Raw genomic sequence first — 26,388 nt, 5'->3', positions numbered from 1 at the left:
CTACAGATGTAGAGTCCCGAATATGAGTACAGCGATCGTGGTGGGAGCGGGGATCGGCGGGGTGACTGCGGCCGTCGCGCTGCAACGCTGTGGCTGGGAGGTCACGGTGCTGGAGCGCGCGGCGGCACTGGGTGAGGTCGGCGCGGGGATTTCGGTCTGGCCGGGGGCGGCCGCCGTACTCAACGACCTCGGGGTGAAGGGCATCGATCAGGCGGCAGCGCTGTCCGGCCCGACCGGCCTGCGCAAGCCGAGCGGCCGCTGGGTGGTGGCGGCGACCGACCTCGGCATCGATCTGCCAGTGATGATCCACCGGGCGCAGCTGCACGACCTGATCACTGCGGAGTTCGGTCCGGCGGTAACAGTCCGCACCGGCTACACAGTCGAGACCGTGACCCAGGACGACAGCGGTGTGCTGGTCAACGGCTCACTCCGAGCAGACCTGCTCGTCGCGGCCGACGGACTCCGCAGTGTGATCCGCACCGCGCTCTACCCGCAGTACGCTGGACCGCAGTACTCGGGTTACACGGCGTACCGGGGTCTTGCCGACGTGCAGGCCGACGACGGTGGTGAGACCTGGGGACCGGCTCAGCGCTTCGGAATCGCCCAGCTGATCGACGGCCGCACGTACTGGTACGCCACCGCCAACCAGCCCGCGGGACAAGGCGGCGACCTGGCCGCAGTCATCCGCAGGTACGGCAACTGGCACGACCCGATCCCCGCACTGCTCGCCAGCACGGGGACCGCGCTCCAGAACGACATCTACGACCTGCCACTACCCCTCGTCCCGTTCGCAGCCGGCCGCATCGCCCTGCTCGGCGACGCCGCCCATGCCATGACTCCGAACATGGGCCGAGGCGCCTGCACCGCCATCGAAGACGCCGGTGCCCTAGCCAAACACCTCACCGCCACACCCGACCTAGTCACCGCCCTGACCCAGTACGACGCCGAACGCCGCCCCGCCGCCACCCAACTGGTCAAGCGCTCCCGCCAGATCGGCCGGATGGGCCAGCTCGAGAACCCACTAGCGATCGGAGTGCGAGACGCACTGATGTGGGTGGGCGGCGGAGTGGCCCGTGGTGCTGCAGCACTGCGCAGAAAGCGCTAATGGAACAATCGCCGTGTGACCACACCTCCGCAGGCTCCTGAGATTCCTGGTGCGAAGCACATTCACTCGGGCAAGGTTCGTGACCTGTACGAGCTGGAGTCCGGTGAGCTGCTGATGGTGGCCAGTGACCGGCAGAGTGCGTTCGACTGGATTTTGAGTACGCCGATCCCGGACAAGGGCAAGGTGCTCACGGCGATGAGCTTGTGGTGGTTCGAGCAGCTCGGGGTGCCGAATCACATCCTGTCCACCGATGTGCCGGCGGTGGTGGCCGGGCGGGCGGTGATCTGCGAGAAGCTGGAGATGTTTCCGGTCGAGTGTGTGGCGCGTGGGTACCTGACCGGCTCTGGTCTGCTCGACTACCAGGCGACCGGTGGGGTCTGCGGGATCCCGCTGCCGGCCGGGCTGGTTGAGGCGTCGCGGCTGGACGAGGCGATCTTCACACCGGCCACCAAGGCCGAGATCGGCGAGCACGACGAGAACGTCTCGTACGACGCGGTCGTGGCGACTGTCGGTGCGGAGACGGCTGCGGCGCTGCGGGAGACGACGCTGGACATCTACACGCGGGCGCGGGCGATGGCCGAGGAGCGGGGGATCATTCTGGCCGACACGAAGTTCGAGTTCGGGGCGCGGCCGGACGGGACGATCGTGCTGGCCGATGAGGTGCTCACGCCGGACTCGAGCCGGTTCTGGCCGGCCGACCAGTGGGAGCCGGGGCGGCTGCAGCCGTCGTACGACAAGCAGATCATCCGGGACTGGCTGCAGTATGAGTCCGGTTGGGACCGGCACTCCGGTGAGGCGCCGCCGCCGCTGACCGACGAGGTGATCGAGCGCACCCGGTCGGCGTACATCGGGGCCTACGAGCAGCTGACCGGCCGGACCTTCGTCGCTTAGAAGAGGCCGACACCGAGCGCGAGCAGCACGAAGCGGGCGCCGCGGCCGATCAGCACGGACACACCGAAGGTGACCACGCCCATCCGAGAGGCGCCGCCGATCAGGGCGACGCCGTACAGGGGTGGGATGCCGACGGAGGCGCTCAGCAGCGTCACCGGGATGCCCCAGCGGCGGTCGCTCATCGCGTCCAGGAGGCGCTTGCTGACGTCGCGGTTCCACTGCACGAACCGGCCCCAGCGGGTGTCCAGGTCGACCGGCTTGGGCTCCTTGGACTTCCGCGCCGCGTAGCCGGGGCGGTAGCGGACGGCGAGGAACATGGCCACCTTGCCGATGGTCTGCCCCACCGACACCCCGATCGCCGCCACCACCGGGTCAAGGGCACCGGAGACGCCGACGCCGAGGACATACGCCTCGGCGTTCATCACCGGGATGATGGCGGACCCGATCCCGAAGCCGACCGCCAGCAACAGCTGCCACACCCACATGATCTCGAGGCTATGCGCTGTTGCCTGAGCAATCACGAACATTTCAGACTCTGGGTACGGCGGCTCGCCGGCCACGGAGGATCGCGATCAGCCGGTACGACGAGGCGATCTTCACCACGCACGCTGCGATCGCCATCGTGTAGGGGAGCCACTGCGCCCCAGTCTGGTGTGCGATCACGAGTGACACGACCACAGCGGCGGTGTTGACGGCCTTGGCCGGCTTGGACCAGTTCCAGAGCCAGATCGGGTAGTCGACCTTGTAGAAGTAGTTCGGGCTGAGTGTTCCGCGCCATAGCAGGAACGCCAGCGACAGCATCGTGTCCAGCACACCGAACTGCACCAGGAAGATCGCCAGCGGCCCGATGGTCAGCGGGAACGTCGCCATGAACGCAGCGGCCAGCAGGAACGAGCACGCCCGATCGCAGACGATGTCGAAGACCGCACCGCCCTCGGACTCCTCGTCGCGGTACCGCGCGACCGCACCGTCGGCGATGTCACCGATCCAGTACGCGGCGTACCCGACAATCAGCCAGCTCAGCGCACCGGTCTGAAACGCGACCGCAGCGATCACCATGGCGAGCACGGTCCGGATAAGCGTGATGCGGTTGGGAACTCCGAGCAGCAGTGCCGGTCGGACCGGAAGCGGAACAGGAACGGTGGCCATCATGCAGCCCTCAGATTCTCGGGATCGAGTGCATCCCGCAGTTGGTTGCGAAGCAGGTAGCCGGCCAGAGCAGCACCGCCAACGGCGAAGCCCCAGGACAGCAACAGCAAGCCGGCCAGACCGACTGCCAGGAACGGCACCGAGGGCAGGCCGACATGGAAGCCGATCAACCCACCCGGGCCCACCACGAGACCCAGACAGCTACCGATCATGAGCGCCGGTGTCGCCACGAGGGCGATCTGGTCACGAACGACCTGGCGCAAGAAATGGACGTCGACACCCAGCGCTGTGAGGCAGGCGAGCTGTCGGCGCTGGTCGACGAGCTGGTCGGCCACACCGACCGTCAGGGACACCAGTGCGATGCCGGAGATCAGGACCAGGCCGAGTGCACTCAGGCCGTACCCGGCCAAGTAGAACGCCAGGGTCGCGGGGTCGTCCTTGTCGATGACGGTGTAGAGCGACACCTGGGCCAGTACGCCGATCAGGAAGGCGCAGCCGAGTAGGAGCCCACCCATCCGTGCGGCAGACCGAGCGTCGGCGACAAGGCGTGCTCCGGCCAGCAGTCGTGCTGCATCACTTGAGCGGCTGAGGAGGCGGCCGACGGGTCCGAGCAGTCTGGGCATCTGGGTCGCCCACAACGTGGCCAGGCCGATCAGGATCAGGGGTGCAGTGAAGAAGTCGAGCCGTGACACGGTCATCACTGCGAGCACCAGACAGGCCAAGCCAACGACCAGTCCCGCCCGGAGCGGGAACGCGGGCGCCGGGCTGCTCGCCGACGGATCGCGATAGGTGAGGCGTCCCATCGCCGCACCGCACAAGGTGAGGGCAACGGCGACGGCAACCCACACCGGGACATCCGACGAGGTGAAGCCCGGAAAGACTCGAGCCACCATCGGCAGTCCGCCGAAGAGCACGGTGAGGACGGCATAGAGCGGACCGGACAGCAGTCCGCCGCCCAGACCGACCAGAGTCGCGTCGGCCGTCGAAAGACGCCGTACCTGGCTCGAGGACGCACCGGCCAGGTGCAGCGCCGCGAATCGCCGCTCGCGGGCGACCGTGCCGAGACGCAGCGTCTGAACCGCCAGACTCCCGGCAAGCACCGCCAGGATCCCCAGGGCGGCGCTGAGGCCAGGACGCAGGCCCGACTCGGCGACGTAGTTGCTGTACTGGTCCTTGGGGAACTCGCCACGTCCGAGCGAGCCGATGTGTATGGCGTTGATCAGTAGGGCGCCGCTGAAGGATAGGGCCGCGGTGGCGAGGCGGACGCGGCTGCGGTCGGCGGGGGTGCGGGAGCGGGCCAGTAGGAGTGTGGTGCTCAGTGAGAGGCTCATCAGGCGGCCCTCAGGTTCTCGGGGTCGAGGGCGTCCTCTAGCTGGTTGCGCAGCACGAAGCCGGCCAGGACACCGCCGGCTGTGCCGAGGACCAGGCCGAGTGCGATGACTGCGGCCGCTGCGACGAGGTAGATGCCGTAGTACGGCTCGGGCTCGTCGCCGACGATCGAGCCGCCGACCACCCGGCCGAGCGTGATCAGCATGCCCAGTCCCATCCCCACTGCGAGAGCTGGTGCGCCGACGATGGTGAGCTGCCGAGTGATCATCCGGCGCAGGAATTGGATGTCGACCCCGAGCGCCGTCAGGCAGGCGAGCTGGCGGCGCTGGTCGACCAGCTGATCGGCCACACCGACGATCAGTGCGGCCATGGCAACGGCCGTCACCAGCAGCAGGGCGAAGATGGCCAGTGCGAAGCCGGTGATCTCGAAGGTGTTGTCGAAGAATTCTTCCTTCATGACCACGACCGCGATCAGGCCGTTGGCGAGCATGCCGATCAGGAACCCGCAGCAGCCCAGCAGAGTGCTCATCCGGGTCGAGGGACGAGCCTCGGTGACGAGGCGGGCGCCGGTGAGCAGGTACAGCGGATTGCCGGACCGGGTGAGTCGCTGACCGACGATCCGGATCCACACCCGGTTCAGGTTGTAGAGCACGAAGGCCAGACCGACCACGAGCGTCGTGGTGGCGACGTACCCGAGGAACGGCGCCAGGATGACTGCGACGACGATGAGCGCGATCCCGGCGACGACGGCCGAGCGACTCGCCTTGCCGAGCGGGTGCTCCGCTCGCGGCAAGAGGTCGTCCCGATGCAGTACGGCGGCAATCACCGCACCGGCCGCGGTCATCGTCACGACCACCGGGATCCAGGTCAGCAGGTCCACCGGTTGTGCCGGGGGCAGGACCTGAGCCATTCGGGGCAGCAGGCTCAGGAACAGGCTGAGGACCAGATAGAGCGGTCCCGCGACCAGACCGCCGGCCAACCCCGCCATGGCCGCGTCGGTGATCGACAACCGCCGTACCTGCCGACTGGATGCGCCTGCCAGGGTGAGAGCGGCCATCCGGCGCTCGCGAGCCGCCGTACCGAGTCTCAAGGCCTGTACGGCGAGGCCGGCGGTGAGCGCGGCCAGGAGGACGAGGATCGCGGCGAGTCCGGATCGCAGACCCGGCTCGGCGATGTAGTTGCTGTAGGTGCTCGCCGAGAGCTCTCCCTGACCGAGTCGGGCGATCCGTAGAGCCCCGAGCAGAAACGCCCCACTGAGTCCGAGAGCACCGACGGTCAGTCGGGTGCGGCTGCGGTCCGCGGGTGTCCGCGACCGGGCCAGCAGGAGCAGGGTCTCGACTTTCATCAGAGGGCCACTTCGTGCTGGATGACACCGTCGCGGAGGCGGATCTCACGGTTGGCGGAGGCGGCCACGAGGTTGTCGTGGGTGACCATCACCAGAGCCGCGCCGCGGTACTTGGCGGTCTTGATGAGGACGTCGAGCAGCTCCTTGCCGGCCCGGCTGTCCAGACTGCCGGTCGGCTCGTCCGCCAGCACCACAGAGGGCCCAGTAATGAGCGCCCGGGCGATGGCGGCCCGCTGGGTCTGACCGCCGGACAGCTCGGACGGTACGGCGTCCGCCTCGTCCTGGATGCCTACCTGGGTCAGCCACTCCCGTGCGTGGCTGTGGGCCTCGGAGCGCTGGTGTCCGGCGAGCAGCAATGGCAGTGCGACGTTGTCGATGAGCGGCAGGTCCGGAACCAGCTGGCCGAACTGCAGCACGACTCCGATCTTGGTGCGCCGCAGCTCAGCCCGGTTGTCCGGCGACAGGGTCGCCAGGTCTTGACCGTCCAGCCGCACCGAACCGGCGTCCGGGCTCAAGATGCCGGCCGCGCAGTGCAGCAGTGTGGACTTGCCGCAACCGCTGGCACCGGTGATGGCGACGATCTCCCCGGCCTTGACCTGCAGCGAGACGCCGCGCAGGGCGGTGTTGCGCCGGTACGCGAACTCGACGTCGGTCAGCTCAAGAGCGTTCATGAGTTCTCCTGCTCAACAGTGCGGTCAAGGGCGATGCGGTCAAGAGCGCTGTCGAGCCAGCGCAGGTCGGCATCGAGGTGGGCGACGATGTAGTCGCGGACGATCGGGGAGGTCGGGTCCTGACCGGCGGGGGTCTCCTGCAGCTCGCGGATGCGGCGCAGGTGACTGGCACGCTGCCGGGCCAGGAAGGCGGCGGCGTCACCGCCGGTGCGGACCGCTGCGACGAGCTTGCGGAGCACCTCGTCCGCACTGCCCCAGGCGGGCGGCACCGGGTCGACCAGCCAGTCGGCCAGGTGCTGGCGGCCCTTCTCGGTGAGCGCGTAGACCGTCCGGTCCGGACCGCCGCCGGAGGTCTTCTCGACCACCTCGACCAGTCCGTCCCGCTCCAGCCGGCCCAGTGTTGTGTACACCTGCCCGAACGCCAGCGGACGCCCGTCGGGGAACCAGCTGTCGTGGCCGCGCTTCACGTCGTACCCGTGCGCAGGACCTGCCGAAAGCAGGCCCAGGACGAGTTCAGCGGTTGCCATGCGGACGACTATACACCGCGTGTATGTACTGAGTGAATAGTCCGGCGAATGCGGGATTCCGGCGCCTGGTCGGTAGGATTCAGGGCGTCACCCCGGAACGAGACCTGGAGTAGTCAGTGGCTCGCGTTGTCGTCGACGTCATGCTCAAGCCCGAGATCCTCGACCCGCAGGGCAAGGCGGTGCACGGCGCGTTCGGCCGGCTCGGCTTCGACGGCGTGGCCGACGTCCGGCAGGGAAAGCGGTTCGAGATCACCCTGGACGGTGAGGCGACCGAGGAACGGGTCGCCGAGATCCGCCGGGCCGCCGACACCCTGCTGGCGAACTCGGTGATCGAGGACTTCACCCTGCACGTCGAGGACGAGAAGTGAAGATCGGGGTCGTCACCTTCCCCGGCTCGCTGGACGACGCCGACGCCCGCCGCGCGGCCGCGGTGGCCGGTGCCGAGGCGGTCGCGCTCTGGCACGGCGACGCCGACCTGCACGGGGTCGACGCGGTCGTCCTGCCCGGCGGCTTCTCGTACGGCGACTACCTGCGCGCCGGCGCGATCTCCCGGTTCGCCCCGGTGATGGAGACCATCATCAAGAAGGCGGGCGAGGGTCTCCCGGTGCTCGGGATCTGCAACGGCTTCCAGGTGCTGTGCGAGTCGCACCTGCTCCCGGGTGCGCTGATCAAGAACCACCACCGCAAGTTCGTCTGCAAGGACCAGGGCCTGCGGATCGAGAACAACCGCACCGCGTGGACCAGCGACTACGACGCGAACCACGAGATCACCATCGTGCTGAAGAACCAGGACGGTTCGTTCGTCGCCGACGAGGCCACGCTGGACCGGCTGGAGGGTGAGGGCCGGGTGGTCGCCCGCTACCTCGGCAACCCGAACGGCTCGTACCGCGACATCGCCGGGATCAGCAACGAGCGCGGCAACGTGGTCGGCCTGATGCCGCACCCGGAGCACGCCGTCGAGACTCTCACCGGACCGACTACGGACGGCCTGGGCTTCTTCACCTCGGTGCTGAAGGCCGTCGTCGCCTCCTGATGAAACGCTCAGGGCTGCGGCGCATCCTGCTCCGCACCCTCTTTGTCGCTACTGCCGGTCTTCTGGCCTGCGCCGGAGCCGGAGCCGGTACGGCGTCCGCCCAGCCGACCAGCTTGATCGCGAAGGTCGTGGTGATCGGCGTACCGGGTCTGACCTGGCACGACGTACAGGCGTCCCCCGAGCTGACCGCCCTCGTGAACCAGTCGCACGTCGGCTCGATCACCGTAAAGTCGGCCGGTCCGAACACCTGCCCGGTCGACGGCTGGCTGACCATCAGCGCCGGGACGCGTGCCTGGGGCAGTGTCCTCGGCCAGCCGTGTGCCCAACTGCCTGCAGTGACCGACGGGAAGATTGCCGACTGGCAGACGTACGTCGACCGCCAGGCGCAGCACCACACCGGTGCACCGCTGGGTCGGCTCGGCCAGGCCGGGTACCCGATGTGCGGCTTCGGCCCGGGTGCTGCGGTCGCACTGGCCCGCACCGACGGCACGGTCAACAACTGGTGGCCGCAGTTCGACCAGCAGCGGTTGGCGAGCAACCAGTGCCGTGACGCGATCATCGACGCGGGGGCAATGCCACCGCGCGAGGGCCGCGAGGAAGCGCGCCGGAAGGTTGCAGAGCTGGTCGCACAGGCTCGCGCGGCCGATGGCTGGGTACTGCTCGTCGGCGTCGCCCAGGAATTGGCCAACGCCCACCAGGAGCCGCTGGTCGCGATGCAGCTCCCACCGGACGACGGTCCGCGCTGGCTGACGAGTGACAGCACCCGTCGGCCCGGTCTGATCCAGCTGACCGATGTCACCGCGACGATCCTGCGCGGGCGGGAGGCGCCCACTGTCGACCCCGCCGGCGCCGAGACAGCCGGACCGCTCGACGGAACGCCGATCGGCTTCGACGGCGATCGCCATACCGATGCGGCTGCGGTGATCGAGGACCGGTTGGACACGAACCAGCGGTTCGAGCAGCCGCGGCCGATGCTGGTTGCGGTGTCGATGACCATCCTGGTCGCTGAACTGCTCGCCCTCGCCTGGTTCTGGTTCACCCGGAGCCCCCGCGCGCGCCGTACCTTCAACTTCACGCTGCTGACCCAGGGCGGCTTCTTCATCGCGGTCTTCCTGTCCACCGCGACCGTCTGGTGGCGCTGGCCGGCACCTGGTTTCTCCTTGTACTGCGTGGTCCTGGGCATCAGCGCGCTGTTCGCCGTCCTCACCCAGGTCTTCTTGAAGGCCTACGCGTTCCTCGGCATCGCACTGGCGGCCTACGCGATCCTCCTGGTCGACGGTGTGCTCGGTACGCCGTTGCAGTTCGGCAGCATGTTCACCGACGGACCTGTGATCGGTGGCCGGTTCTATGGCTTCGGGAACTCGACCTTCGCCACGCTGGCGGTCGCAGCGCTCGTCGTTGCCGGCTGGGCCGCGCAGAAGCTGATCGACAAGAGCAGGGTGCAAGCAGCCCTTGCTGTGCTGGCGATTGGCGGCGCTGCGATCGTCGTGGACGGCAGACCGGGCTGGGGGACCGACTTCGGCGGCATCATCGCGCTGACCCCGGCGGTACTGCTGATGGCCTGGCTCACCTGGCGCGGCAGCATCACGTTCCGCGCACTGATCGGTGTGGGCGTGGCCGGCGTACTGGCGGTGACTGCGGTTGCCTTCCTCGACTATCTGCGGCCGGCTGACGAGCGCAGTCACTTCGGCACGTTCTTCGCGCGGTTGCTCGACGGTGACGTCAGTGACGTGCTGATCCGCAAGCTGCAGATGGCTCTCGCGTTCTTCAACGGTCCGGCCGGCTGGGCGATGCTCGTCGGGGTGGTGCTCGCCATGCTGGCGACTGTGCTCCCCGGGCGGGTCCCGTTCCCGGCGTACCGGTCCTTCTACACCAGTCTGCCGATGATCCGGCCGACTCTGCTGGCGCTGTCGACCTGTGGCCTGGTCGGCATGCTCCTGAACGACGCCGGGGTCGCACTGCCCGCGATCATGACCGGCTTCGCCGCACCACTGCTGGTGGCGCATCTGATCACCGCTGAGCAGCCCAGTACCGTTTCACCTGAGTCCCACCTAGTGCAGGAGTCCAAAAGTGTCGACTGACACCGTCACCAACGCCGAGAGCACCCCGGACGTCGAGCAGCCGTGGGCCGAGCTCGGTCTGAAGCCGGACGAGTACCAGCGGATCCGCGACATCCTGGGTCGCCGTCCCACCAGTTGCGAGCTGGCGATGTACTCGGTGATGTGGAGCGAGCACTGCTCGTACAAGTCGTCCAAGGTGCACCTCAAGCGGTTCGGTGAGATCCCGCAGGAGACCCCGGCCGGCAAGATGCTCGCCGGCATCGGTGAGAACGCCGGCGTGATCGACATCGGCGAGGGCTACGCGGTCACCTTCAAGGTCGAGTCGCACAACCACCCGTCGTACGTCGAGCCCTACCAGGGTGCGGCCACCGGGGTCGGCGGCATCGTCCGCGACATCATCGCGATGGGCGCCCGCCCGGTCGCGGTGATGGACCCGCTGCGCTTCGGCCCGTTGGACGCTCCGGACACCAAGCGCGTGCTCCCGGGGATCGTGTCCGGGATCGGCGGCTACGGCAACAGCCTCGGCCTGCCGAACATCGGCGGCGAGGTCGTCTTCGACCCGACGTACATCGGCAACCCGCTGGTGAACGCGCTGTGTGTCGGTGTGATGCGGCACGAGGACCTGCACCTGGCCAACGCGACCGGCGTCGGCAACCAGATGATCCTGTACGGCGCCAAGACCGGTGGCGACGGAATCGGCGGCGTGTCGATCCTGGCCAGCGAGACCTTCGCGGACGGCGGTCCGACCAAGCGGCCGGCGGTCCAGGTCGGCGACCCGTTCATGGAGAAGCTGCTGATCGAGTGCACGCTCGAGCTCTTCCAGGCGAACGTGGTCGAAGGTATCCAGGACCTCGGCGGCGCCGGGCTGTCCTGCGCGACCTCGGAGCTGGCCAGCGCCGGTGACGGTGGGATGCGGATCGAGCTCGACAAGGTCCCGTTGCGCGACGCCTCGCTGTCGCCGGAGGAGATCCTGATGAGCGAGTCGCAGGAACGGATGATGGCCTGCGTCACGCCGGAGAACGTCGAGGAGTTCCTCAAGATCTGCGCCAAGTGGGACGTGCAGGCCGACGTGATCGGTGCGGTCACCGGCACCGGCAAGCTCGAGATCGACTGGCATGGCGAGCGCGTGGTCGACGTACCGCCGCGCAGCGTCGCCCACGACGGCCCGGTCTACCACCGGCCGTTCGCGCGGCCGGACTGGCAGGACGACCTGCAGGCCGACGGCGCGGAGAAGTTGCCGCGTGCAACGACCTCGGCCGAGCTGCGGGACACCCTGCTGCAGCTGGTCGGTTCGCCGAACCTGTGCGACAAGTCCTGGGTCACCGACCAGTACGACCGGTACGTGCTCGGCAACTCGGTGCTCGCGCAGCCCGAGGACAGCGGGATGATCCGGGTCGACGAGACCAGCGGTCTCGGCGTCGCGGTCTCGACCGACTGCAACGGCCGCTTCACCAAGCTGGACCCGTACACCGGCGCCAAGCTTGCGCTCGCCGAGTCCTTCCGCAACGTCGCCACCACCGGCGCCCGCCCGGTCGCCGTCAGCGACTGCCTGAACTTCGGTTCCCCTGAGGACCCGGCCGTGATGTGGCAGTTCACCGAGGCCATCCGCGGCCTGGTCGACGGCTGCAAGGAGCTCGGTATCCCGGTCACCGGTGGCAATGTGTCGTTCTACAACCAGACCGGTGACGTGGCGATCCTCCCGACGCCGGTCATCGGCGTACTGGGTGTGATCGACGACGTCACCCGCCGTACGCCGATCGGCTTCACCGGCGAGATGGAGGGCCACCAGCTCTACCTGCTCGGCGAGACCGCCGAGGAGCTGTCCGGCTCGGAGTGGGCGCACGTCGTCCACGGTCACCTCGGCGGCCGTCCGCCCGCCGTCGACCTGGCGGCCGAGCAGCAGCTCGCCGACATCCTGATCAACGCGTCCCGCGACGGCCTGATCGACGCCGCGCACGACGTCAGCGACGGCGGTGTCGCCCAGACCCTGGTCGAGTCGGCACTGCGTGGCGGTGTCGGTGCGCGCGTCTGGGCGCCCGACAACCTGGACCCCTTCCTGTTCCTGTTCGCGGAATCCGCCGGCCGCGCGGTCGTCGCCGTACCGCGGACCGAAGAGGTCCGGTTCACCGACATGTGCACCGCCCGCCGTTTCCCGCACACCAAGATCGGCGTCATCACCGGCGACACCCTGGACGTCCAAGACCACTTCGAGATCCCCCTCACCGAACTCCGCGAGGTCTGGACCGCAACCCTCCCCGCAGCCCTGGCCTGACCCTTACGTGCACTTGGCGCTGCCCCATCGTCTGGCACACTCGAAGGAGAGAGTGTGAGGTGAGTGGGATGGTGGAGCGGCGCCCGGTGAAGCCGGCGGACCTGATGGGTCGGGCGGCGGCGGCCGGACAGGAGGCGCGCGTTGTCGCTGCGCGGCGACGCATGGCCAACGTCCGGCTGACCGATGAGGAACGCCGGATCGCCACGGACGAGCTTGCTGAGCAGTTCGCGGTGGGGCGGCTCGACGAGGCTGAGCTGCACCTGCGGGTGGACCGGCTGCATGAGGCGGTCACGCATGCCGACCTGCAGCCGATCTTCGCCGGCCTGCCCACGCCGTCGCTCTATCGGCCGACACCCCGGCCGACGGGACGTTGGCGCTGGGCCGCGTTCGTCGGCGCAGTGTGGCTGGCAGCGCCGTTCTTCCTGCTCGGACTCGTGTTCCTGGTCTTCGGCCGCGAGGTCGCAGCCGCCGTGTTCGGCATCCCGGCTCTCCTGTGGACGGCCGTCGCGTTCCGCTGGGCTCGCCGAGGCCAGTCAGGCTCCTAGCGTCGACTCCCGCGGGACGAGCTGGGCGGGCAGTTCCAGTACGCCGTGGTGCGGGTTGCCGGCGATGGCGTCCAGGAGGAGGTTCGCGGCCCGGCGGCCGAGCTCCTCGAGCCGCAGATCCACCGACGTCAGCGGGGGTCGACTCGCGAGCGCCATCACCGGCCAGTTGTCGTAGCCGGTGACGGCGATCTCACCCGGTACGGCGCGACCCAGCTCGCGGAGGCGGTCGCACACCCCGCGGGCGATCTGGTCACTGCCACAAGTGATGGCGTCGACGTCCGGATGCGCGCGCAGAACGAGGTCGGTGGCCTGCCGACCCCACTGCTCACTCCACTCGCCGAAGAGCGGTTCGCCGACGAGCGTGCTGCTGCTCATCGCGTAAGCCCGCTCCACGGCGGACCGGTGGTCCGCAGGACCGGTGACGTGGGCGATCCGGCTGCGGCCGAGAGTGCGCAGGTGGGTGATGACAGCGGCCGCACCGGCGGCGTCATCGACGATCACCGAGGCATCTGCCGGATCGGCCGACGCAGCCAGCGCATAGACGACAGGCAGCGGTACGTCGATCGGCGGGCGCGGCTCGGTGCGGCGGCCGGTCACGACGATGCCGTCGACACCCCGTGCGACCATCGACCGCAGATAGCTCTGCTCACGCAGCGGGTCATCGCGGGTGTCGCACAACACGGTCGCCAGCTCGCCCGCACTGAGCACATCCTCGACGCCACGCATGATCGGGATGCTGAACCGACCAGAGCTGTCGGTGGTCAGCAGGGCGACTGTGAACGTGCGCCCCGACGACAGGGCGCGGCCGCGAACGTCAGGGGTGAAGCCGAGCTGAGCCGCAGCACGGCGTACTCGCTCTCGGGTGTCCTGGCTGAGCTGGCCGGTGTTGTTGAGGGCCTTCGAGGCCGTCCCGGCGGAGACCCCGGCCAGTGCCGCGACATCCGTGATTCGTACCGCCGGGCGTTTCATGGTGTTACCTTAGCAGGACGGAAAACGTGTGCCGTATTTCCGTGCTCGTGTGATCGTCCGCCCCCGAATCACCCGAAAGCAGGGACTGCCATGACCGTTCCGAAAGGACTCCCGCGTCGTGAATTCCTCGGTGTCACCCTGGCCGCGGCGGCTGCCGTGAGCGCCGTCGAACCGTCCACCGCCGAAGCCGCTCGACCACTCGGCCCACCCGCCGGCCGTGGCGGGCACTACGTTCCGCAGCGGGCGCCGCTGCGACCGGTGCCGTTCCAGAAGTTGCCGCCGGGTGCGATCGAGGCCCGCGGCTGGCTGGCCCAGCAACTGAAGCTGCAGGTCAACGGCCTGAACGGCCGGTACGACGAGATCTCCGACTTCCTGGTCTACGACAGCAACGGCTGGGTCGACCGGGCCAAGGACGCCTGGGAGGAGTTGCCGTACTGGCTCCGCGGTTTCGGCGATCTCGGCTACGTCACCGGTGACGCCGGCGTACTGACCAGAGCGCAGCGGTGGATCGACGGCATCATCCGGACGCAGGCAGCAGATGGCTGGTTCGGTCCGGACCGGTTGCGGACCTCTCTGCAGGGTGGCCCCGACTTCTGGCCGGGCATGCCGTTGCTGGCGGCGGTCCGGTCCTGGTACGAGTACTCCGGCGACCAGCGCGTCATACCGTTCATGACGAAGTACCTGCGGTTCCAGAACACGCAGCCGCCGGAGGTGTTCAACCGGTCGTGGGGTGCGTTCCGCTGGGGCGACAACATCGACAGTGCGTACTGGCTCTACAACCGCACCGGTGAGTCATGGCTGCTCGACCTGGTCAACAAGATGCACTCCGGCTCGGCTGACTACGTCAACGGCATTCCGACCTGGCACAACGTCAATCTGGCTCAGGGGTTCCGAGAGCCCTTGCAGTACTGGCTTTTGTCGGGCAACGAGCAGCACCGGGCGGCGACGTACCGGAACTATGCGACGGTGATGGGGCAGTACGGTCAGTTCCCGGGCGGTGGGTTCGCGGGGGACGAGAACTCGCGGCCGGGGTTCGGTGATCCGCGGCAAGGGTTCGAGACCTGCGGCATCGTCGAGCTGATGCACAGCTTCGAGATGCTGTCCCGCTTCACCGGTGAGACCGTGTGGGCCGACCGGTGCGAAGAGCTGGCGTTCAACTCGCTCACAGCGTCGTACGACCCACAGCAGAAGGTGATGCACTACATCACCTGCGCGAACAGCGTGGAGCTCGACGACACCATCAAGCACGGGCAGTTCCAGAACGGGTTCGCCATGCTGGCCTACAAGTACGGCATCCACCAGTACCGGTGCTGTCCGCACAACTACGGCATGGGCTGGCCGTACTACGCCCAGGAGCTGTGGCTGGCCACCACCGACAACGGCCTGGCCGCCTCGCTCTACGCCGCCAGCAAGGTGACTGCGAAGGTGGGTGGCGGCGAGACCGTCAGCATCGTGCAGGACACCGACTACCCGTTCGGTGACACCATCAACCTCACTGTGCAGGGCTCCTCCCGTTTCCCCTTGTATTTAAGGGTCCCTGGCTGGGCAGACGAGTACTCGGTCACAGTTAACGGCAAGCGCTCCCGAGTCCGTGCGGAAGGTGGTTGGATGCAGCTAGACCGCGCATGGCGTTCCGGCGACCGCGTGAAGCTGGTGCTACCGATGCAGGTCCGCACCAGGCAGTGGGACGGCAACCAGGACTCGGTGTCGGTTGACCGCGGCCCGCTGACCTACTCACTGGCGATCAGCGAGCGCTACGAGCGCATCGGCGGTACGACGGACTGGCCCGAGCTCGCCGTACACCCGGACTCCCCGTGGAACTACGGTCTGGTGCCAGATGCCGGATTCACCCTCGTACGGCGGACTCCCACACCCGGCGCGGACCCGTTCACCACCGCAGGTGTCCCGCTGGCGCTAACCACGAAGGCCCGCCGCATGCCCCAATGGGAGACCGACAGCGAGAACGTAGTCGGCCGACTGCAACCAAGCCCAGCCCGATCCACCCAGCCGGACGAAACAGTCACCCTGATCCCCATGGGCGCCGCCCGCCTCCGCATCACCTCCTTCCCCCAGGTCTCGTCCACCGGCGCAGAGTGGCGTCGCCGAACCCGCATCACCGCCTCACACGTCTACGACGGCGACTCCCTGGAAGCCCCCGACGACGGCCGACTCCCGTCGTCCTCCGCCGACACCTCCATCCCACGCTTCACCTGGTGGGACCGACGCGGTTCCACCGAGTGGATCCAGTACGACCTGCGAGAGGTGCGCGAACTGCGACAGGCATCGGCGTACTGGTTCGACGACACCGGCTTCGGCCAGTGCCGCGTCCCGGCGTCCTGGCGCGTGCTGTGGCTCGACGGTTCGACTTGGCGCCCGGTCGCGAACCCCACGCCGTACGGGGTAGACCGCGACCGCCTGAACACCACCACGTTCACGCCGGTCCGAGCGCAGTACCTGCGAGTGGAGGCCGCACTGCGCCCGACATTCTCCGGAGGACTCTTGCACCTAGCGTTCGGGTGAGAATGTCCAGGTGGGGACTACCGCGCTGGAGCTCGCCGTGCTGGCGCACCTGGAACACGCCGACCTGATCTGCGCGCAACTGGCCCGCCGGACCGGTTCTTCGGAGAGGGCTGTGCAGCGACTCCTCGACCACCTGGTTTCCGGCGAGCTGGTTGACGCCAAGCCGGACGAGCAGGAGCCGACGAGCTACCACCTCACGCACCGTGGCGCCGCGCGGCTGATGCGGCTCCGTGGCTTCTCCGAGGAACAGGCGGCAGCCGACTGGAAGCACGCCGCAGCGCGCAGGGGAGAGGCGCTGACCAGGGCGGACGAGCAGCCGACGAGCAGCGCGAACCGGGCGGCCGTGGAGCACGCGGTGATGAGACACCTCGAGCACTCCAGCTTGACCAGAGATGAGCTGGCGCAGCGCACCGAGACATCGATTGGTGTCCTGCGGCCGGCTCTGGACGCTCTGGTCGCGTGGGAGTGCGTCGCTGTGCGACTGAACGATGACCGGCCGGACGCCTACGTCCTCACTCCAGCCGGTCGGAGCCGGCTCATGTTCATCCGCAGCATCCTGGCAACGCCGGACGGTGCAGCCGGCAAGTTCGTGTTCGTCGCGCTGCAACAACAGCGGCGGCCCAAGCAGGAACTGCCTCCGGTCAGTCCGCCGCGTCCGGTGGACGAGGTCCCGCGGGTACCGGCGTGGCGACGGATCCGGTCGTGGGCTCGTCGCAGGACGAATTAGCCGCTGCAGCTTTTGGCATTCGGGTGAGGCAGCGCCGGGCCCTCGTCCTGCGGGAGGATGAGGGTCTGGGGCTATGGAGGGGGTTCGGGTGGGGAACTCGGCGCTGGAGTTTGCGGTGCTTGCGCATCTGGAGGGGGCTGAGCTGGTTCAGGCCGAGCTGGCCAGGCGGGCCGGGGTGTCGGAGACGGCTGTGCAGTTGGTGCTTGATCCGCTGGTGGCGCGTGGGCACGTCGCGCGCCAGCCGCAGGGGACCTTCAGGTTGACGATGACCGGCGTGAAGCGGCTGAAGGGCCACCGCGAGTACTCCGAGGCTCGTGCTGGGCAGGAGTGGCGGCGTGCGCCGGTAGAAGAGCCGGCGAAGCCGAAGCTGGTCACCTGGACCTGGGCGGGGGAGACGCCACCGCAACAGCAAGGCAATCCGGCGCTGGAACAGGCGTTGGTCGAGCAGTTGGAGCACGCTGCGCTCGACCAAGCCGAGCTGGTACGGCGAACGGGTGCGCCGGCGAACGACGTACGGGCGGCCCTCGACAAGCTGGTCGCGGAAACGTTCGTAGTCCGCCTGGAACAGGACGGTCTGGAGACCGAGTACGAGCTGACCGAAGGTGGGGTCGGGCGGCTGAAGCTGGTTCGTGAGTTCGCCGAGTCGCCGATGAGCGCGCTGGGGAAGGTGCTGGGTGCGGCTGCGACCGAGCGGGGGCGCCGCCGTCCGGCTGCCGTGGTGCCGTCGTCGAGGATGCTGCTGAGCGACAGCGACCGGGAGGTGTGCTCCACTGCATTGGCTGAGCAGTTTGGAGCCGGGCGGATCGACATCACGGAGCTGCAGCGCCGGACCGACCTGCTGTACGCCGCGAGCACGCGTCGCGATCTCGGTGCCGTCTTCGAGGGTCTGCCGGCGCCGTCGCTGGACGAGGAGTCGGCAGGGAAGCCTGCACCCGGGTGGCGGTCGGGGGCCGCAGGCTGCACGTCCATCGTGTCGGTCTTCTTCGGGCTGATGGGGTTGGCACTGATCAACGGCCATGACGACGTGGATGATGTCGTGTTCGGCCTGCTGCTTGTAGGCGGTGCGGTGGTGTGGAACTTCCTGGTCTGGTCCTGGGCTCGCCGCAGGGTGAATTAGCCTGGGGGCGTGGAGCCTGTGTTGCGGTTGGCGGTGCGGGAGGACAGCGCCGCGGTGGCGGCGTTGGGGCGTGCGTCGGTGCTGGAGTTGTTTCCGGCGTTCCATGACGCTGTTGAGACGGCCAGTGCGGCTGAGCACATCACCACGCTGGATCCCGCGCTCATCGACGACGGCACGTACTACGTGCACGAGGTTGGCGGGGAGATCGTGGCGTGCGGTGGGTGGAGCCGGCGGAACAAGCTGTTCAACGCCAGTACGGCGGGTGCCGACGAGCGACTGCTGGATCCGGCGACCGAGCCGGCGCGGATCCGCGCGATGTTCGTGCGGAGCGACTGGACACGTCGGGGACTGGCCCGGGCGATTCTGACCGCGTGTACCGACGCAGCGCGGGCAGAGGGGTTCACGCGGCTGGCTCTGATGGCGACGCTGCCCGGAGTGCCGCTGTACAAGGCTTTTGGGTTCGTCGAAGTGGCGCCTGCCGAGTTGCCGATGCCGGACGGCGTCGTACTGGCAGGCGTAGCCATGGAACGCTCGATCGAGGAGAAGACCGCATGACTGTACAAATGCCACCCCTCCGGGGCGGCGAGTCATGAGGTCTTGGCTCCTTTTCTTCCCTCGTCATTCCAGTCGCTTCGCTCCCTCCATTCCTCAGTCCAGAAAAGGGACCTCATGACTGCTGGTACCATCGCCACCGCTCCCGACGGCACCGAGGTCGTACTCGGTGAGATCGGGACTCGCGTGCTGCTGAAGAACTCCCGTGTGCGCGTGTGGGAGGTCGCACTGGCGCCGAAGGAGGCGCAGGGCTGGCACCTGCACCACAACCCGTACGTCGTGCTCTGTCTGTCCACCTCTCCGTGTCACATGGACTGGCTCGACGGGAGTGCGGCCCGCGAGTTGAGCGAGACGGTGGGCGGTTCGGTCTACCGGCCGGTGTCTCCGGTTCACATGCTGACGAACGACGGCGACGCGCCGTACCTGAACCGGCTGATCGAGCTGCTGGATCTGGGGGAGGAAGCGTCCGGTGAGCCGTACACCGCGGCCGCTACCGCTGAGGCCGGGTTCGACGAGGTCGGTGAGGTCCCGGCGAAGGTGGTCGTCGACGAGGACGACGTACGGGTGCAGCACGTCACCCCGGACGCGGGGGAGTCCTACACCTGGCGCACCGGCGCCTACCCGGCCCTGGTGGTCGACCTGGACCTCGACAACCCGGACGTGACCTACCTGGAGCCTGGGGAGAGCTACACGCTCCCCACCAAGCCCCAGCGCACGTCCGGCTTCAACCTGGTCGAGCTCCGCTACTACAGGCTCCGCAACTAGAGGAGGCCACGCACCTGATCCCCATCACGCGCAGCCAGTACTGCGGCGGTGTCGATCAGTCTGAGGTCGGCCTCCCGCAGTCTGGCCTTCACCAGCGGGACCTGCGGAGCGATAGCACTCAACTCGTGCACACCTAGCGCAGCGAGGATGACGGCAGCCTGCGGGTTGCTGGCCAGGTCACCACACACACCCACCGGTACGCCGGCATTGCGGACGACGTGATCGACCAGCTGCAGCACGGCCGGGTCCAGCCCGTCCGCCAGCGCAGCCACCGCCGGGTTCGTCCGGTCGGTCGCGGTCACGTATTGCGTGAGGTCGTTCGTGCCGATGCTGACGAAGTCCAGGTCTGGGGTCAGCGTGGCGACTCGCAGCGCGGCCGCGGGCACCTCGATCATGATGCCGACCTTCAGACCGTCCGGGCGCGGTCCGAGCTCGTCCAGCGCCCAGGCGACCTCATCGGCCGTGGTGACCATCGGGAACATCACGTGCACGGGGATCTCAGCCGCGATCTGCCGGACCGCCTCGAGCTGGTCGCGGAGCAACTCCGGTTGTCGTCGGAACGCCCGTAGCCCGCGCTCACCGAGGAACGGGTTGTCCTCGTGGTCCTGCGGCAGGAACGGCAGCGGCTTGTCGCCACCGACATCCCACGTGCGGATCGTGATCGGCTTACCCGGCAGCGCAGCAGCCACGGCCCGGAACGCCTCGACCTGCTCGGCAACGGTTGGCGCCGTACGACGTTCGCCGAACAGCAGCTCAGTTCGCACCAGCCCGGATCCGTCCGCGCCCCGCACCGCGAGCGCGTCATGCACCGTGCCGACGTTGACCAGCACCGCAACCGTGCGGCCGTCAACGGTTACGGCCGGCAACTCCGCCTCGATGGCCGCTTGCTCCTGCTCGGCCACGCGCTCCGCGATCGTCGCCCGGACCCGCTCCACGTCGGGCTCGATCTCGAACGAACCCTTGCGGGCATCGAACGCCACCACAGCGCCGGCCGGCACGTCCACATCGCCGATCCCGGTGATCAGCGGGATCCCGCGCGACCGAGCCACGATCACGCCGTGCCCAGTCGCCCCGGCCGCCCGCACCGCAACGCCCGCAAATCGCTTGCCGTCCAGCGTTGCCGCGGTGGCCGCGTCCAACTCCGGTACGACGAGGATGGCGGGCTGCTCGGTCTCGACCTCGATCGGGCTGTCCTCCGTGGTGTGCGTCAGATGCCGCAGCACCCGGTCACGCACCGCCCGCACGTCCTGCGCGCGCTCCCGCTGGTACGCATCGTGCAGTTCCTCGAACCGCTGGGCCAGCCGATCGAAAACCTTCTGCCAGACATTCACCGCGGATGCCCCGCGGTCCAGGACCTCGCGAATCTCCTTCAGTTGCTGGGGATCCGTCAAGAGCGCGAGCTGTGCCTCGAAGATCCCACCGAGGTCCGGGCTTGCATCGCGCAGCCTCCGCAGCTCGTCGGCGACCGCCTCGACTGCTGCGTCCAGGCGAGCCGACTCGTTGTCACCGGCAACATATCCACTCACGTCGACGAGGCCGCTGGCAAGCACGGCCGGACCGAACGCGACGTCCAGTCCGGAGCCTCCGTTGTCCCCCTCGACCGGCGCGCCGAGGCGCTTGGGGAAGCGGGCGGGCTCGTCGTCCCCGAAGTTCTCCGTGGCCAGATCCTGGATTGCGGCCAGAGCTTCGTCCGCCTCCGGACCTTCGGCAGCGAACCGCAGTAGGTGCCCACGGATCGCGTTCAGCGTCGCAACCATGCTGAGACTGCCTGCGTCGACCGGCCCGTGACCGGTGTCTACGTCAGTCACGGTGACCCGGGCGTCGAATCCATTCACCAGCCCGACGAGTCGGGCCGCCGGCCGGGCATGCAGGCCGTGCTGGTTGCTCACGACAACCTCTACGCTCTGCCCGGACTCGACCGCAGCCGCTGTCTCCGGAGCAGGTCCGGCACCGAGGTGTTCCTGCTTCCCCAGCAGGCCACGCTCAGCCTCAGTAGCGACCGCGTCCAGCGACGCACCGGTCGCCGCCGTCACGACCGCCGCCACCAATCCCTCGACCAGCGGAGCACTGGTCAATCTGACCCGCTCAGCGACCTCAGGATCGATGAACTCCAGCGCCAGCTCAGCACTGAGCACCGCACTCCCCAGATCCAGCAGAACCAGTACGCCGTCCGCCGAGTCCGCCGCCGCGATCGCCTCGGACACGGACACCGCGTCCGTACCGAACGTCGTCTCGTCCAGCCCGGCCGCCACGACGATCACCGGCTGATTGCTATCAGCAACCATCTCGGACGCCAGCCCGACGGCCGCGGTCGCCAGCGCATGACTGTGCGACACCACCACGATCCCGATCATGCGAGCGTCCGCGCGGCCGACTCGAGCAACAGCGTCGTACTCGTCGCGCCCGGATCCTGGTGACCGATACTCCGCTCGCCCAAGTAACTCGCCCGCCCCTTCCGCGCCTCCAACGGCACAGTCGCATCCCGTCCCTTCGCCGCCGCCTCAGCGGCCGCGGCAAGTGCAGCCGCGAGCCCATCCCCGACCGCAGCGTCGTACGCATCGAGGGCCGGCGCCCACGCGTCGTACATGGTCTTGTCTCCCAGCTCGGCCTTGCCGCGCGCCAGTACGCCGTCAACTCCGGCCCGCAAGGCCGATCCGATCGCTTCCGGCGTCACGTCGACCCCCGCGAGCGCCGTACCGAAGCGCAGGAAAAACGTCCCGTACAGCGGCCCACTCGCCCCGCCGACCTTGCTGACCAGCGTCATCCCGGCCTTCTTCAGCAACTCGTCGACCGATTCGAACGAAGTCTCGTCCAGTACGGCGACCACGGCCGCGAACCCACGATCCATGTTGGCCCCGTGATCCGCGTCCCCGATCGCCGAATCGAGTTCAGTCAGGTACGCCGCATTCTCGTGCAACACCTTCGCCGAATCCCGCAGCCAGTCGGTGAACTTGTCGATCATGAACCCCACCGTAGGCCGGGGGTGTTAACGGGCGCGTCCCAGAGGCGGACCAGTTCGTCGTCGACCTTCAGCAGGGTGACCGAGCAGCCGGCCATCTCCAGCGAGGTGATGTAGTTGCCGACCAGCGAGCGGGCCACGGTGATTCCCGCGCGGTCGAGGATCTGCGCCACCTCGTTGTACATCAGGTAGAGCTCGAGTAACGGCGTGCCGCCCAGACCGTTGACGAAGGCAATGACCGAATCACCTTGTGTATAAGGAAGATCCGACACCACTGGGTCGACGAGTAGCGAGGCGACCTCGCGGGCCGGTGCCAGCGGCAACCGTTGGCGGCCGGGCTCGCCGTGGATGCCGATGCCGACCTCCATCTCGTTCTCGGCCAGGTCGAACGTCGGCTTCCCCGCCGCCGGAACCGTGCACGACGTCAACGCCATCCCCATACTGCGCCCGTTGTCGTTCACCTTCCGGGCGAGGTCCGCAACCTCCTGCAGCGAACGCCCCTCCTCGGCCGCCGCGCCGACGATCTTCTCCAGCAGCACGGTCACGCCAACCCCGCGACGACCGGCCGTGTACAGACTGTCCTGCACCGCCACGTCGTCGTTCGTCACCACGGACAACACCTCGGTACCGGCGTCGGCTGCAGCAAGCTCAGCAGCCATCTCGAAGTTCATCACGTCGCCGGTGTAGTTCTTCACGATGTGCAGTACGCCGGCCCCCGCGTCGACCGCCTTCGTCGCCGCCATCATCTGGTCGGGCACCGGCGAGGTGAACACCTCACCCGCACACGCCGCATCCAGCATCCCCAGCCCGACAAACCCGCCATGCAGCGGCTCGTGTCCGGATCCACCCCCGGAGATCAGCCCGACCTTCCCCGGTCGCGGCGCCTCCTTGCGGTAAACGATCCGGTTCTCATGGTCCACCCGTAAGCGGTCCGGATGCGCCGCCGCCATACCGGCCAGCGCTTCACTCACAACATCGGCAGGGTCGTTGATGAGCTTCTTCATGCCCCCATCTGAGCACAAGCACAGCCCCGACGGGAGCCCGTCAGTGCGTCCAGTTGTAGGTGCGGGCCAGATGCAGTCGGACGACCTGCTCGTGCCGGCGCAGCACCTCGCGCGCGTCGTCCAGCCGCCATCGCCACCGCAGGGCACGGCTCACTCGGAGTCGATCGGGCATCGCACACCCCCAGCGCTACTGACACGACTGTTTCAGTAGAGATAGTACGGCGGATCGCGGGAACGCAAAAGCCCCCGGTTCAGGACCGGGGGCTCGAGCGGTTGGAGCTGGGGTCAGTCCTTGGGGCGCAGGAGGGGGCGGACGACCTCGCGGGCGTCGTGGATGCGGGACTTGACGGTGCCCAGCGGGGCGCCGACCTCGGCGGCGATTTCCTCGTAGGAGAGGCCGTAGACGTCGCGGAGGACGAGTGGGGTGACCATCTGGGGGCGGTCGCGTTCGAGCGTCTCCAGGGCTTCCAGGAGGTCCAGGCGGGTGCCGGCGATGACGGAGGTGGTCCGGGGGTCCGGCTTCTCCATCGTCTCGGGGTTGTGCGCGGCCTGGGCGGTGCGCTTCAGCTTGCGGTAGGTCGAGCGGGCCGAGTTGGCCGCGACCGAGTGCACCCAGGTCGAGAAGCTGCTCCGGCCCGAGAACGAGTTGATCTTGGTGGCGATGTTGAGCAGGGCCTCCTGGGCTGCGTCCTCGGCGTCCGCCGAATACGGCAGGACGCTGCGGCAGATCCGCAGGACGCGCGGGTAGACCAGCCGGAGCAGGTCGTCCATCGCGTTCTTGTCGCCCGCCTGGGCCTGCTCGGCCAGCGTGGCGAGCTCGTCGGTCGGGCTGGTGCTCTCGCTCATCTGCGCCTTTACTGTCTCGGCCCCGGTCAGGGACTCTCCGTACTACATAATGCCTTGTATGGGGGTCCCAACCAGACTAGGCCGTTACGTCGTGCGCCGACGCCTGGGCTCAGGCGGTTTCGCTACGGTATGGCTCGCTCACGATGAGCAACTGGACGCCGAAGTGGCGATCAAGGTGCTCGCGGACAACTGGGGGCACGACGACACCGTCCGCCGCCGGTTCCTCGAGGAGGGCCGGTTCCTGCGCCGGGTCGAGTCCGAGCATGTTGTCCAGGTCCACGATGTGGGTGAACTGGAGGACGGCAGGCCGTTCCTGGTGCTCACGTACGCCGACCGCGGCACGCTCGCGGACCGCCTGAAGAAGGAGCCGCTACCGCTCGCGGCGGCCGTCGACGTCGTCGTACAGGTCGGCCGCGGGCTCCAGGCGCTGCACCGGCGCGGCCTGCTGCACCGCGACGTGAAGCCGGCGAACGTGCTGTTCCGCAGCACCGACGACGACGGCGAGCGCGCGGTCCTGTCCGACCTCGGCCTCGGCAAGTCCCTCGACGAGGTGTCGAGAATCACGCTCCCCGGCGGCACCCCGTCGTACGTCGCCCCTGAGCAGGCGATGGGTGAGCGGCTCGACCAGCGCGCCGACCAGTACTCGCTGGGAGCCGTCGCGTACGCCGCACTCACCGGCCGCTCGCCGCACCAGGTGGACGGCCTGGGCGCCGCCGGCCGGGTGACCGCCCCGCCGCCCCCGAGCACCCTCGGCTTCGAGCTGCCGGACCAGGTCGACGCGGCGATCGTGCGCGCCCTCGACCCGGACCGGACGAAGCGCTGGCCCGACGTACCGACGTTCACCCGCGAGCTCGTCGGCGCCCTCGACGAGACCACCCACGGCATCCTCACGAAGGTCCGCCCCACCATCACGCTCGGCGAGGCTTCCGACGATGACGGCGAGGTCACCGCCCTCAGCGACGCCAACCAGCCCACCATCGTGAAGTCCGGCGAAACAGTCGCGGCGGACGACGACGAGACCGTCGCCAACCCCACGGCAGCCCTGGCCACCACGGCTCCCGCGGAGACGGGCAAGAAGAAACCCAAGTCCAAGAAGGCCCAAGCCGAAGCCAAGGCCGCCGAGCCGGGCACCCCATCCGCCACCAGCGCGACCGTCGAGAGCGAATCCAAGTCCAGTACGACGGCATCCGCATCCAAGGCCGGTACGACGGGATCCGGTGCCGCGGGCGATGAGTCGGCGACGGTCGAGGCCGCATCGGTCGGCATCGCGAGCGGTCTCGGCGAGACCACAGCTCCCGCGAAACCCCGTAAGCGGCGACGCGGTCGCTGGGTGATTGCCGCCGTACTGGCCCTGCTGATCGGCGGCGGCGCCGGCTTCCTCGGCCAGCGGTACTTGTCCGCCCGGGAATTGGTTGCCGTGAGCTACAGCGGCATCGGGCTCAGCGTGCCCCGAGGCTGGCTGCAGTCGGTCGCCGAGGAGCCGTGGCAGCCGCCGGGCGCCAAGGCGCAGAGCCCGGCCGTGCGGATCAGCAAGGCCGGCGAATGGGGTTCGAGCGCCGGCGTGTTCGTCGGTCTGGCCGGGATCAAGGCCGACCAGGTCAAGCTCACCACCACCGACAACTTCCAGTGCGAGATCAAGGAAGAACCGACTGCGTTCGGTCAGGGTGACAACGCGTTCAGCGAGCAGGTCTGGCAAAATTGCGGTCCGGGCAGGGGTATGCTCCTCCAACGAGTTGTGGTGACGGGGACCAACAACTCGATGCTCATCCAGGTTCTGCTACCGGACAACGACCGCAAGCTGGCCCGCAAAATCGCCGGCTCGGTCAACTTCACCGGCTGAGGCCACAGGGGGGATGAGCGCCTGCCCCTGTCGTTCGACCTGTCCGAGGAAACCCCTGTGCGTGTCACCACGGAACGGCTCCGCCCGTCCCCTGCCCTGATCCAGTCCACCCGCCGCCGCTTCTACCGGCTGCGCTCCAGCATCTTCCGCACCATCTGGCCG

General features: G+C 68.4%; 25 protein-coding genes and 1 pseudogene. 13 read left to right on the top strand and 13 right to left on the bottom strand.

Going from position 1 to position 26,388, the window contains the following annotated elements; translation table 11 throughout:
* Window positions 1-22: 22 nt before the first annotated feature.
* Both ACFTSF_RS35840 and ACFTSF_RS35835 read left to right on the top strand, forming a co-directional pair.
* Entirely contained in the window at window positions 23-1,105 is a 1,083-nt protein-coding gene (locus tag ACFTSF_RS35840; RefSeq protein WP_380159361.1) for an FAD-dependent monooxygenase, read from the top strand.
* 15 nt (window positions 1,106-1,120) lie between these two features.
* Entirely contained in the window at window positions 1,121-1,996 is an 876-nt protein-coding gene (locus ACFTSF_RS35835) for a phosphoribosylaminoimidazolesuccinocarboxamide synthase (RefSeq protein ID WP_380159360.1), read from the top strand.
* Here ACFTSF_RS35835 and ACFTSF_RS35830 read toward each other — a convergent pair.
* From ACFTSF_RS35830 to ACFTSF_RS35805, 6 genes are read right to left on the bottom strand one after another with little or no spacing between them, the layout of a single operon-like run.
* Complete coding sequence (locus ACFTSF_RS35830; RefSeq protein WP_380159358.1) at window positions 1,993-2,481, bottom strand: hypothetical protein; 489 nt, start codon at window positions 2,479-2,481, stop codon at window positions 1,993-1,995. The two genes, ACFTSF_RS35835 and ACFTSF_RS35830, sit on opposite strands and share 4 nt — an antisense overlap.
* Window positions 2,482-2,524: 43 nt before the next feature.
* A complete protein-coding gene (locus ACFTSF_RS35825) occupies window positions 2,525-3,145 on the bottom strand; it encodes a CDP-alcohol phosphatidyltransferase family protein (RefSeq protein WP_380159357.1) in 621 nt (206 codons plus the stop codon).
* On the bottom strand, window positions 3,145-4,476 hold the full coding sequence (locus tag ACFTSF_RS35820; RefSeq protein WP_380159355.1) for a hypothetical protein: 1,332 nt from the start codon (window positions 4,474-4,476) through the stop codon (window positions 3,145-3,147). Before ACFTSF_RS35820 ends, ACFTSF_RS35825 begins: the two co-directional genes overlap by 1 nt.
* On the bottom strand, window positions 4,476-5,819 hold the full coding sequence (locus tag ACFTSF_RS35815) for a hypothetical protein (RefSeq protein ID WP_380159353.1): 1,344 nt from the start codon (window positions 5,817-5,819) through the stop codon (window positions 4,476-4,478). The genes ACFTSF_RS35820 and ACFTSF_RS35815 overlap by 1 nt, the downstream gene beginning before the upstream one ends.
* Window positions 5,819-6,490 (bottom strand): ABC transporter ATP-binding protein, encoded by a 672-nt coding sequence (locus tag ACFTSF_RS35810; RefSeq protein ID WP_380159351.1) that lies wholly within the window; start codon window positions 6,488-6,490, stop codon window positions 5,819-5,821. The genes ACFTSF_RS35815 and ACFTSF_RS35810 overlap by 1 nt, the downstream gene beginning before the upstream one ends.
* Window positions 6,487-7,017 (bottom strand): helix-turn-helix transcriptional regulator, encoded by a 531-nt coding sequence (locus ACFTSF_RS35805; protein ID WP_380159349.1) that lies wholly within the window; start codon window positions 7,015-7,017, stop codon window positions 6,487-6,489. The genes ACFTSF_RS35810 and ACFTSF_RS35805 overlap by 4 nt, the downstream gene beginning before the upstream one ends.
* 116 nt (window positions 7,018-7,133) lie before the next feature.
* Between ACFTSF_RS35805 and purS the strand changes: the two genes are divergently transcribed.
* The 5 genes from purS (at window position 7,134) to ACFTSF_RS35780 (ending at window position 12,927) form a co-directional block, all read left to right on the top strand.
* Entirely contained in the window at window positions 7,134-7,385 is a 252-nt protein-coding gene (gene purS, locus ACFTSF_RS35800) for a phosphoribosylformylglycinamidine synthase subunit PurS (protein ID WP_380159347.1), read from the top strand.
* Window positions 7,382-8,050: a phosphoribosylformylglycinamidine synthase subunit PurQ gene (gene purQ, locus ACFTSF_RS35795; RefSeq protein WP_380159345.1), complete on the top strand. Its 669-nt coding sequence runs from the start codon at window positions 7,382-7,384 to the stop codon at window positions 8,048-8,050. Before purS ends, purQ begins: the two co-directional genes overlap by 4 nt.
* Window positions 8,050-10,131: a hypothetical protein gene (locus tag ACFTSF_RS35790; protein ID WP_380159343.1), complete on the top strand. Its 2,082-nt coding sequence runs from the start codon at window positions 8,050-8,052 to the stop codon at window positions 10,129-10,131. Before purQ ends, ACFTSF_RS35790 begins: the two co-directional genes overlap by 1 nt.
* Window positions 10,121-12,382, top strand: a complete 2,262-nt coding sequence (purL, locus tag ACFTSF_RS35785) for a phosphoribosylformylglycinamidine synthase subunit PurL (RefSeq protein WP_380159342.1) — start codon at window positions 10,121-10,123, stop codon at window positions 12,380-12,382. The genes ACFTSF_RS35790 and purL overlap by 11 nt, the downstream gene beginning before the upstream one ends.
* 68 nt (window positions 12,383-12,450) lie before the next feature.
* The gene (locus ACFTSF_RS35780) at window positions 12,451-12,927 is read left to right on the top strand and encodes a DUF1707 domain-containing protein (protein ID WP_344149521.1); all 477 of its coding nucleotides are present in this window, start codon (window positions 12,451-12,453) and stop codon (window positions 12,925-12,927) included.
* Here the strand turns inward: ACFTSF_RS35780 and ACFTSF_RS35775 are convergent.
* Window positions 12,916-13,896 (bottom strand): LacI family DNA-binding transcriptional regulator, encoded by a 981-nt coding sequence (locus tag ACFTSF_RS35775; RefSeq protein ID WP_380159340.1) that lies wholly within the window; start codon window positions 13,894-13,896, stop codon window positions 12,916-12,918. The two genes, ACFTSF_RS35780 and ACFTSF_RS35775, sit on opposite strands and share 12 nt — an antisense overlap.
* 90 nt (window positions 13,897-13,986) lie before the next feature.
* Between ACFTSF_RS35775 and ACFTSF_RS35770 the strand changes: the two genes are divergently transcribed.
* From ACFTSF_RS35770 to ACFTSF_RS35750, 5 genes are all read left to right on the top strand, one after another.
* On the top strand, window positions 13,987-16,416 hold the full coding sequence (locus ACFTSF_RS35770) for a beta-L-arabinofuranosidase domain-containing protein (RefSeq protein ID WP_380159338.1): 2,430 nt from the start codon (window positions 13,987-13,989) through the stop codon (window positions 16,414-16,416).
* 10 nt (window positions 16,417-16,426) lie between these two features.
* Window positions 16,427-17,143: a hypothetical protein gene (locus ACFTSF_RS35765; protein ID WP_380159336.1), complete on the top strand. Its 717-nt coding sequence runs from the start codon at window positions 16,427-16,429 to the stop codon at window positions 17,141-17,143.
* 73 nt (window positions 17,144-17,216) lie between these two features.
* Window positions 17,217-18,260: a DUF1707 domain-containing protein gene (locus ACFTSF_RS35760; protein ID WP_380159334.1), complete on the top strand. Its 1,044-nt coding sequence runs from the start codon at window positions 17,217-17,219 to the stop codon at window positions 18,258-18,260.
* A gap of 9 nt (window positions 18,261-18,269) precedes the next feature.
* On the top strand, window positions 18,270-18,815 hold the full coding sequence (locus ACFTSF_RS35755) for a GNAT family N-acetyltransferase (RefSeq protein ID WP_344149531.1): 546 nt from the start codon (window positions 18,270-18,272) through the stop codon (window positions 18,813-18,815).
* Between the two features lie 114 nt (window positions 18,816-18,929).
* On the top strand, window positions 18,930-19,577 hold the full coding sequence (locus ACFTSF_RS35750; RefSeq protein ID WP_380159332.1) for a hypothetical protein: 648 nt from the start codon (window positions 18,930-18,932) through the stop codon (window positions 19,575-19,577).
* Here ACFTSF_RS35750 and ACFTSF_RS35745 read toward each other — a convergent pair.
* The 6 genes and pseudogenes from ACFTSF_RS35745 to ACFTSF_RS35720 form a co-directional block, all read right to left on the bottom strand.
* Complete coding sequence (locus ACFTSF_RS35745) at window positions 19,574-21,550, bottom strand: HPr family phosphocarrier protein (protein WP_380159549.1); 1,977 nt, start codon at window positions 21,548-21,550, stop codon at window positions 19,574-19,576. The two genes, ACFTSF_RS35750 and ACFTSF_RS35745, sit on opposite strands and share 4 nt — an antisense overlap.
* Window positions 21,530-21,931 (bottom strand): annotated as a pseudogene (gene dhaM, locus ACFTSF_RS35740) (dihydroxyacetone kinase phosphoryl donor subunit DhaM); the annotation flags it as partial. The pseudogene dhaM and the gene ACFTSF_RS35745, both read right to left, overlap by 21 nt.
* Entirely contained in the window at window positions 21,928-22,539 is a 612-nt protein-coding gene (gene dhaL / locus ACFTSF_RS35735; protein ID WP_380159330.1) for a dihydroxyacetone kinase subunit DhaL, read from the bottom strand. The pseudogene dhaM and the gene dhaL, both read right to left, overlap by 4 nt.
* A complete protein-coding gene (gene dhaK, locus ACFTSF_RS35730) occupies window positions 22,536-23,540 on the bottom strand; it encodes a dihydroxyacetone kinase subunit DhaK (protein WP_380159328.1) in 1,005 nt (334 codons plus the stop codon). Before dhaK ends, dhaL begins: the two co-directional genes overlap by 4 nt.
* 40 nt (window positions 23,541-23,580) lie before the next feature.
* Window positions 23,581-23,712: a hypothetical protein gene (locus tag ACFTSF_RS35725; RefSeq protein ID WP_344149539.1), complete on the bottom strand. Its 132-nt coding sequence runs from the start codon at window positions 23,710-23,712 to the stop codon at window positions 23,581-23,583.
* Window positions 23,713-23,825: 113 nt separating this feature from the next.
* Window positions 23,826-24,386, bottom strand: a complete 561-nt coding sequence (locus tag ACFTSF_RS35720; protein ID WP_380159326.1) for an RNA polymerase sigma factor — start codon at window positions 24,384-24,386, stop codon at window positions 23,826-23,828.
* Between the two features lie 49 nt (window positions 24,387-24,435).
* On the opposite strand from ACFTSF_RS35720, the gene ACFTSF_RS35715 reads away from it, so the two are divergent.
* On the top strand, window positions 24,436-26,226 hold the full coding sequence (locus tag ACFTSF_RS35715; protein WP_380159324.1) for a protein kinase: 1,791 nt from the start codon (window positions 24,436-24,438) through the stop codon (window positions 26,224-26,226).
* The last annotated feature ends 162 nt before the right edge of the window (window positions 26,227-26,388 follow it).

Origin of the sequence: Kribbella sp. NPDC056951, from assembly GCF_042674205.1 — a bacterium.
Taxonomy (GTDB): Bacteria; Actinomycetota; Actinomycetes; order Propionibacteriales; family Kribbellaceae; genus Kribbella; species Kribbella yunnanensis.
Note: the sequence above shows the minus strand (reverse complement) of the source record. Positions and strands in the feature narration are given on the sequence as shown.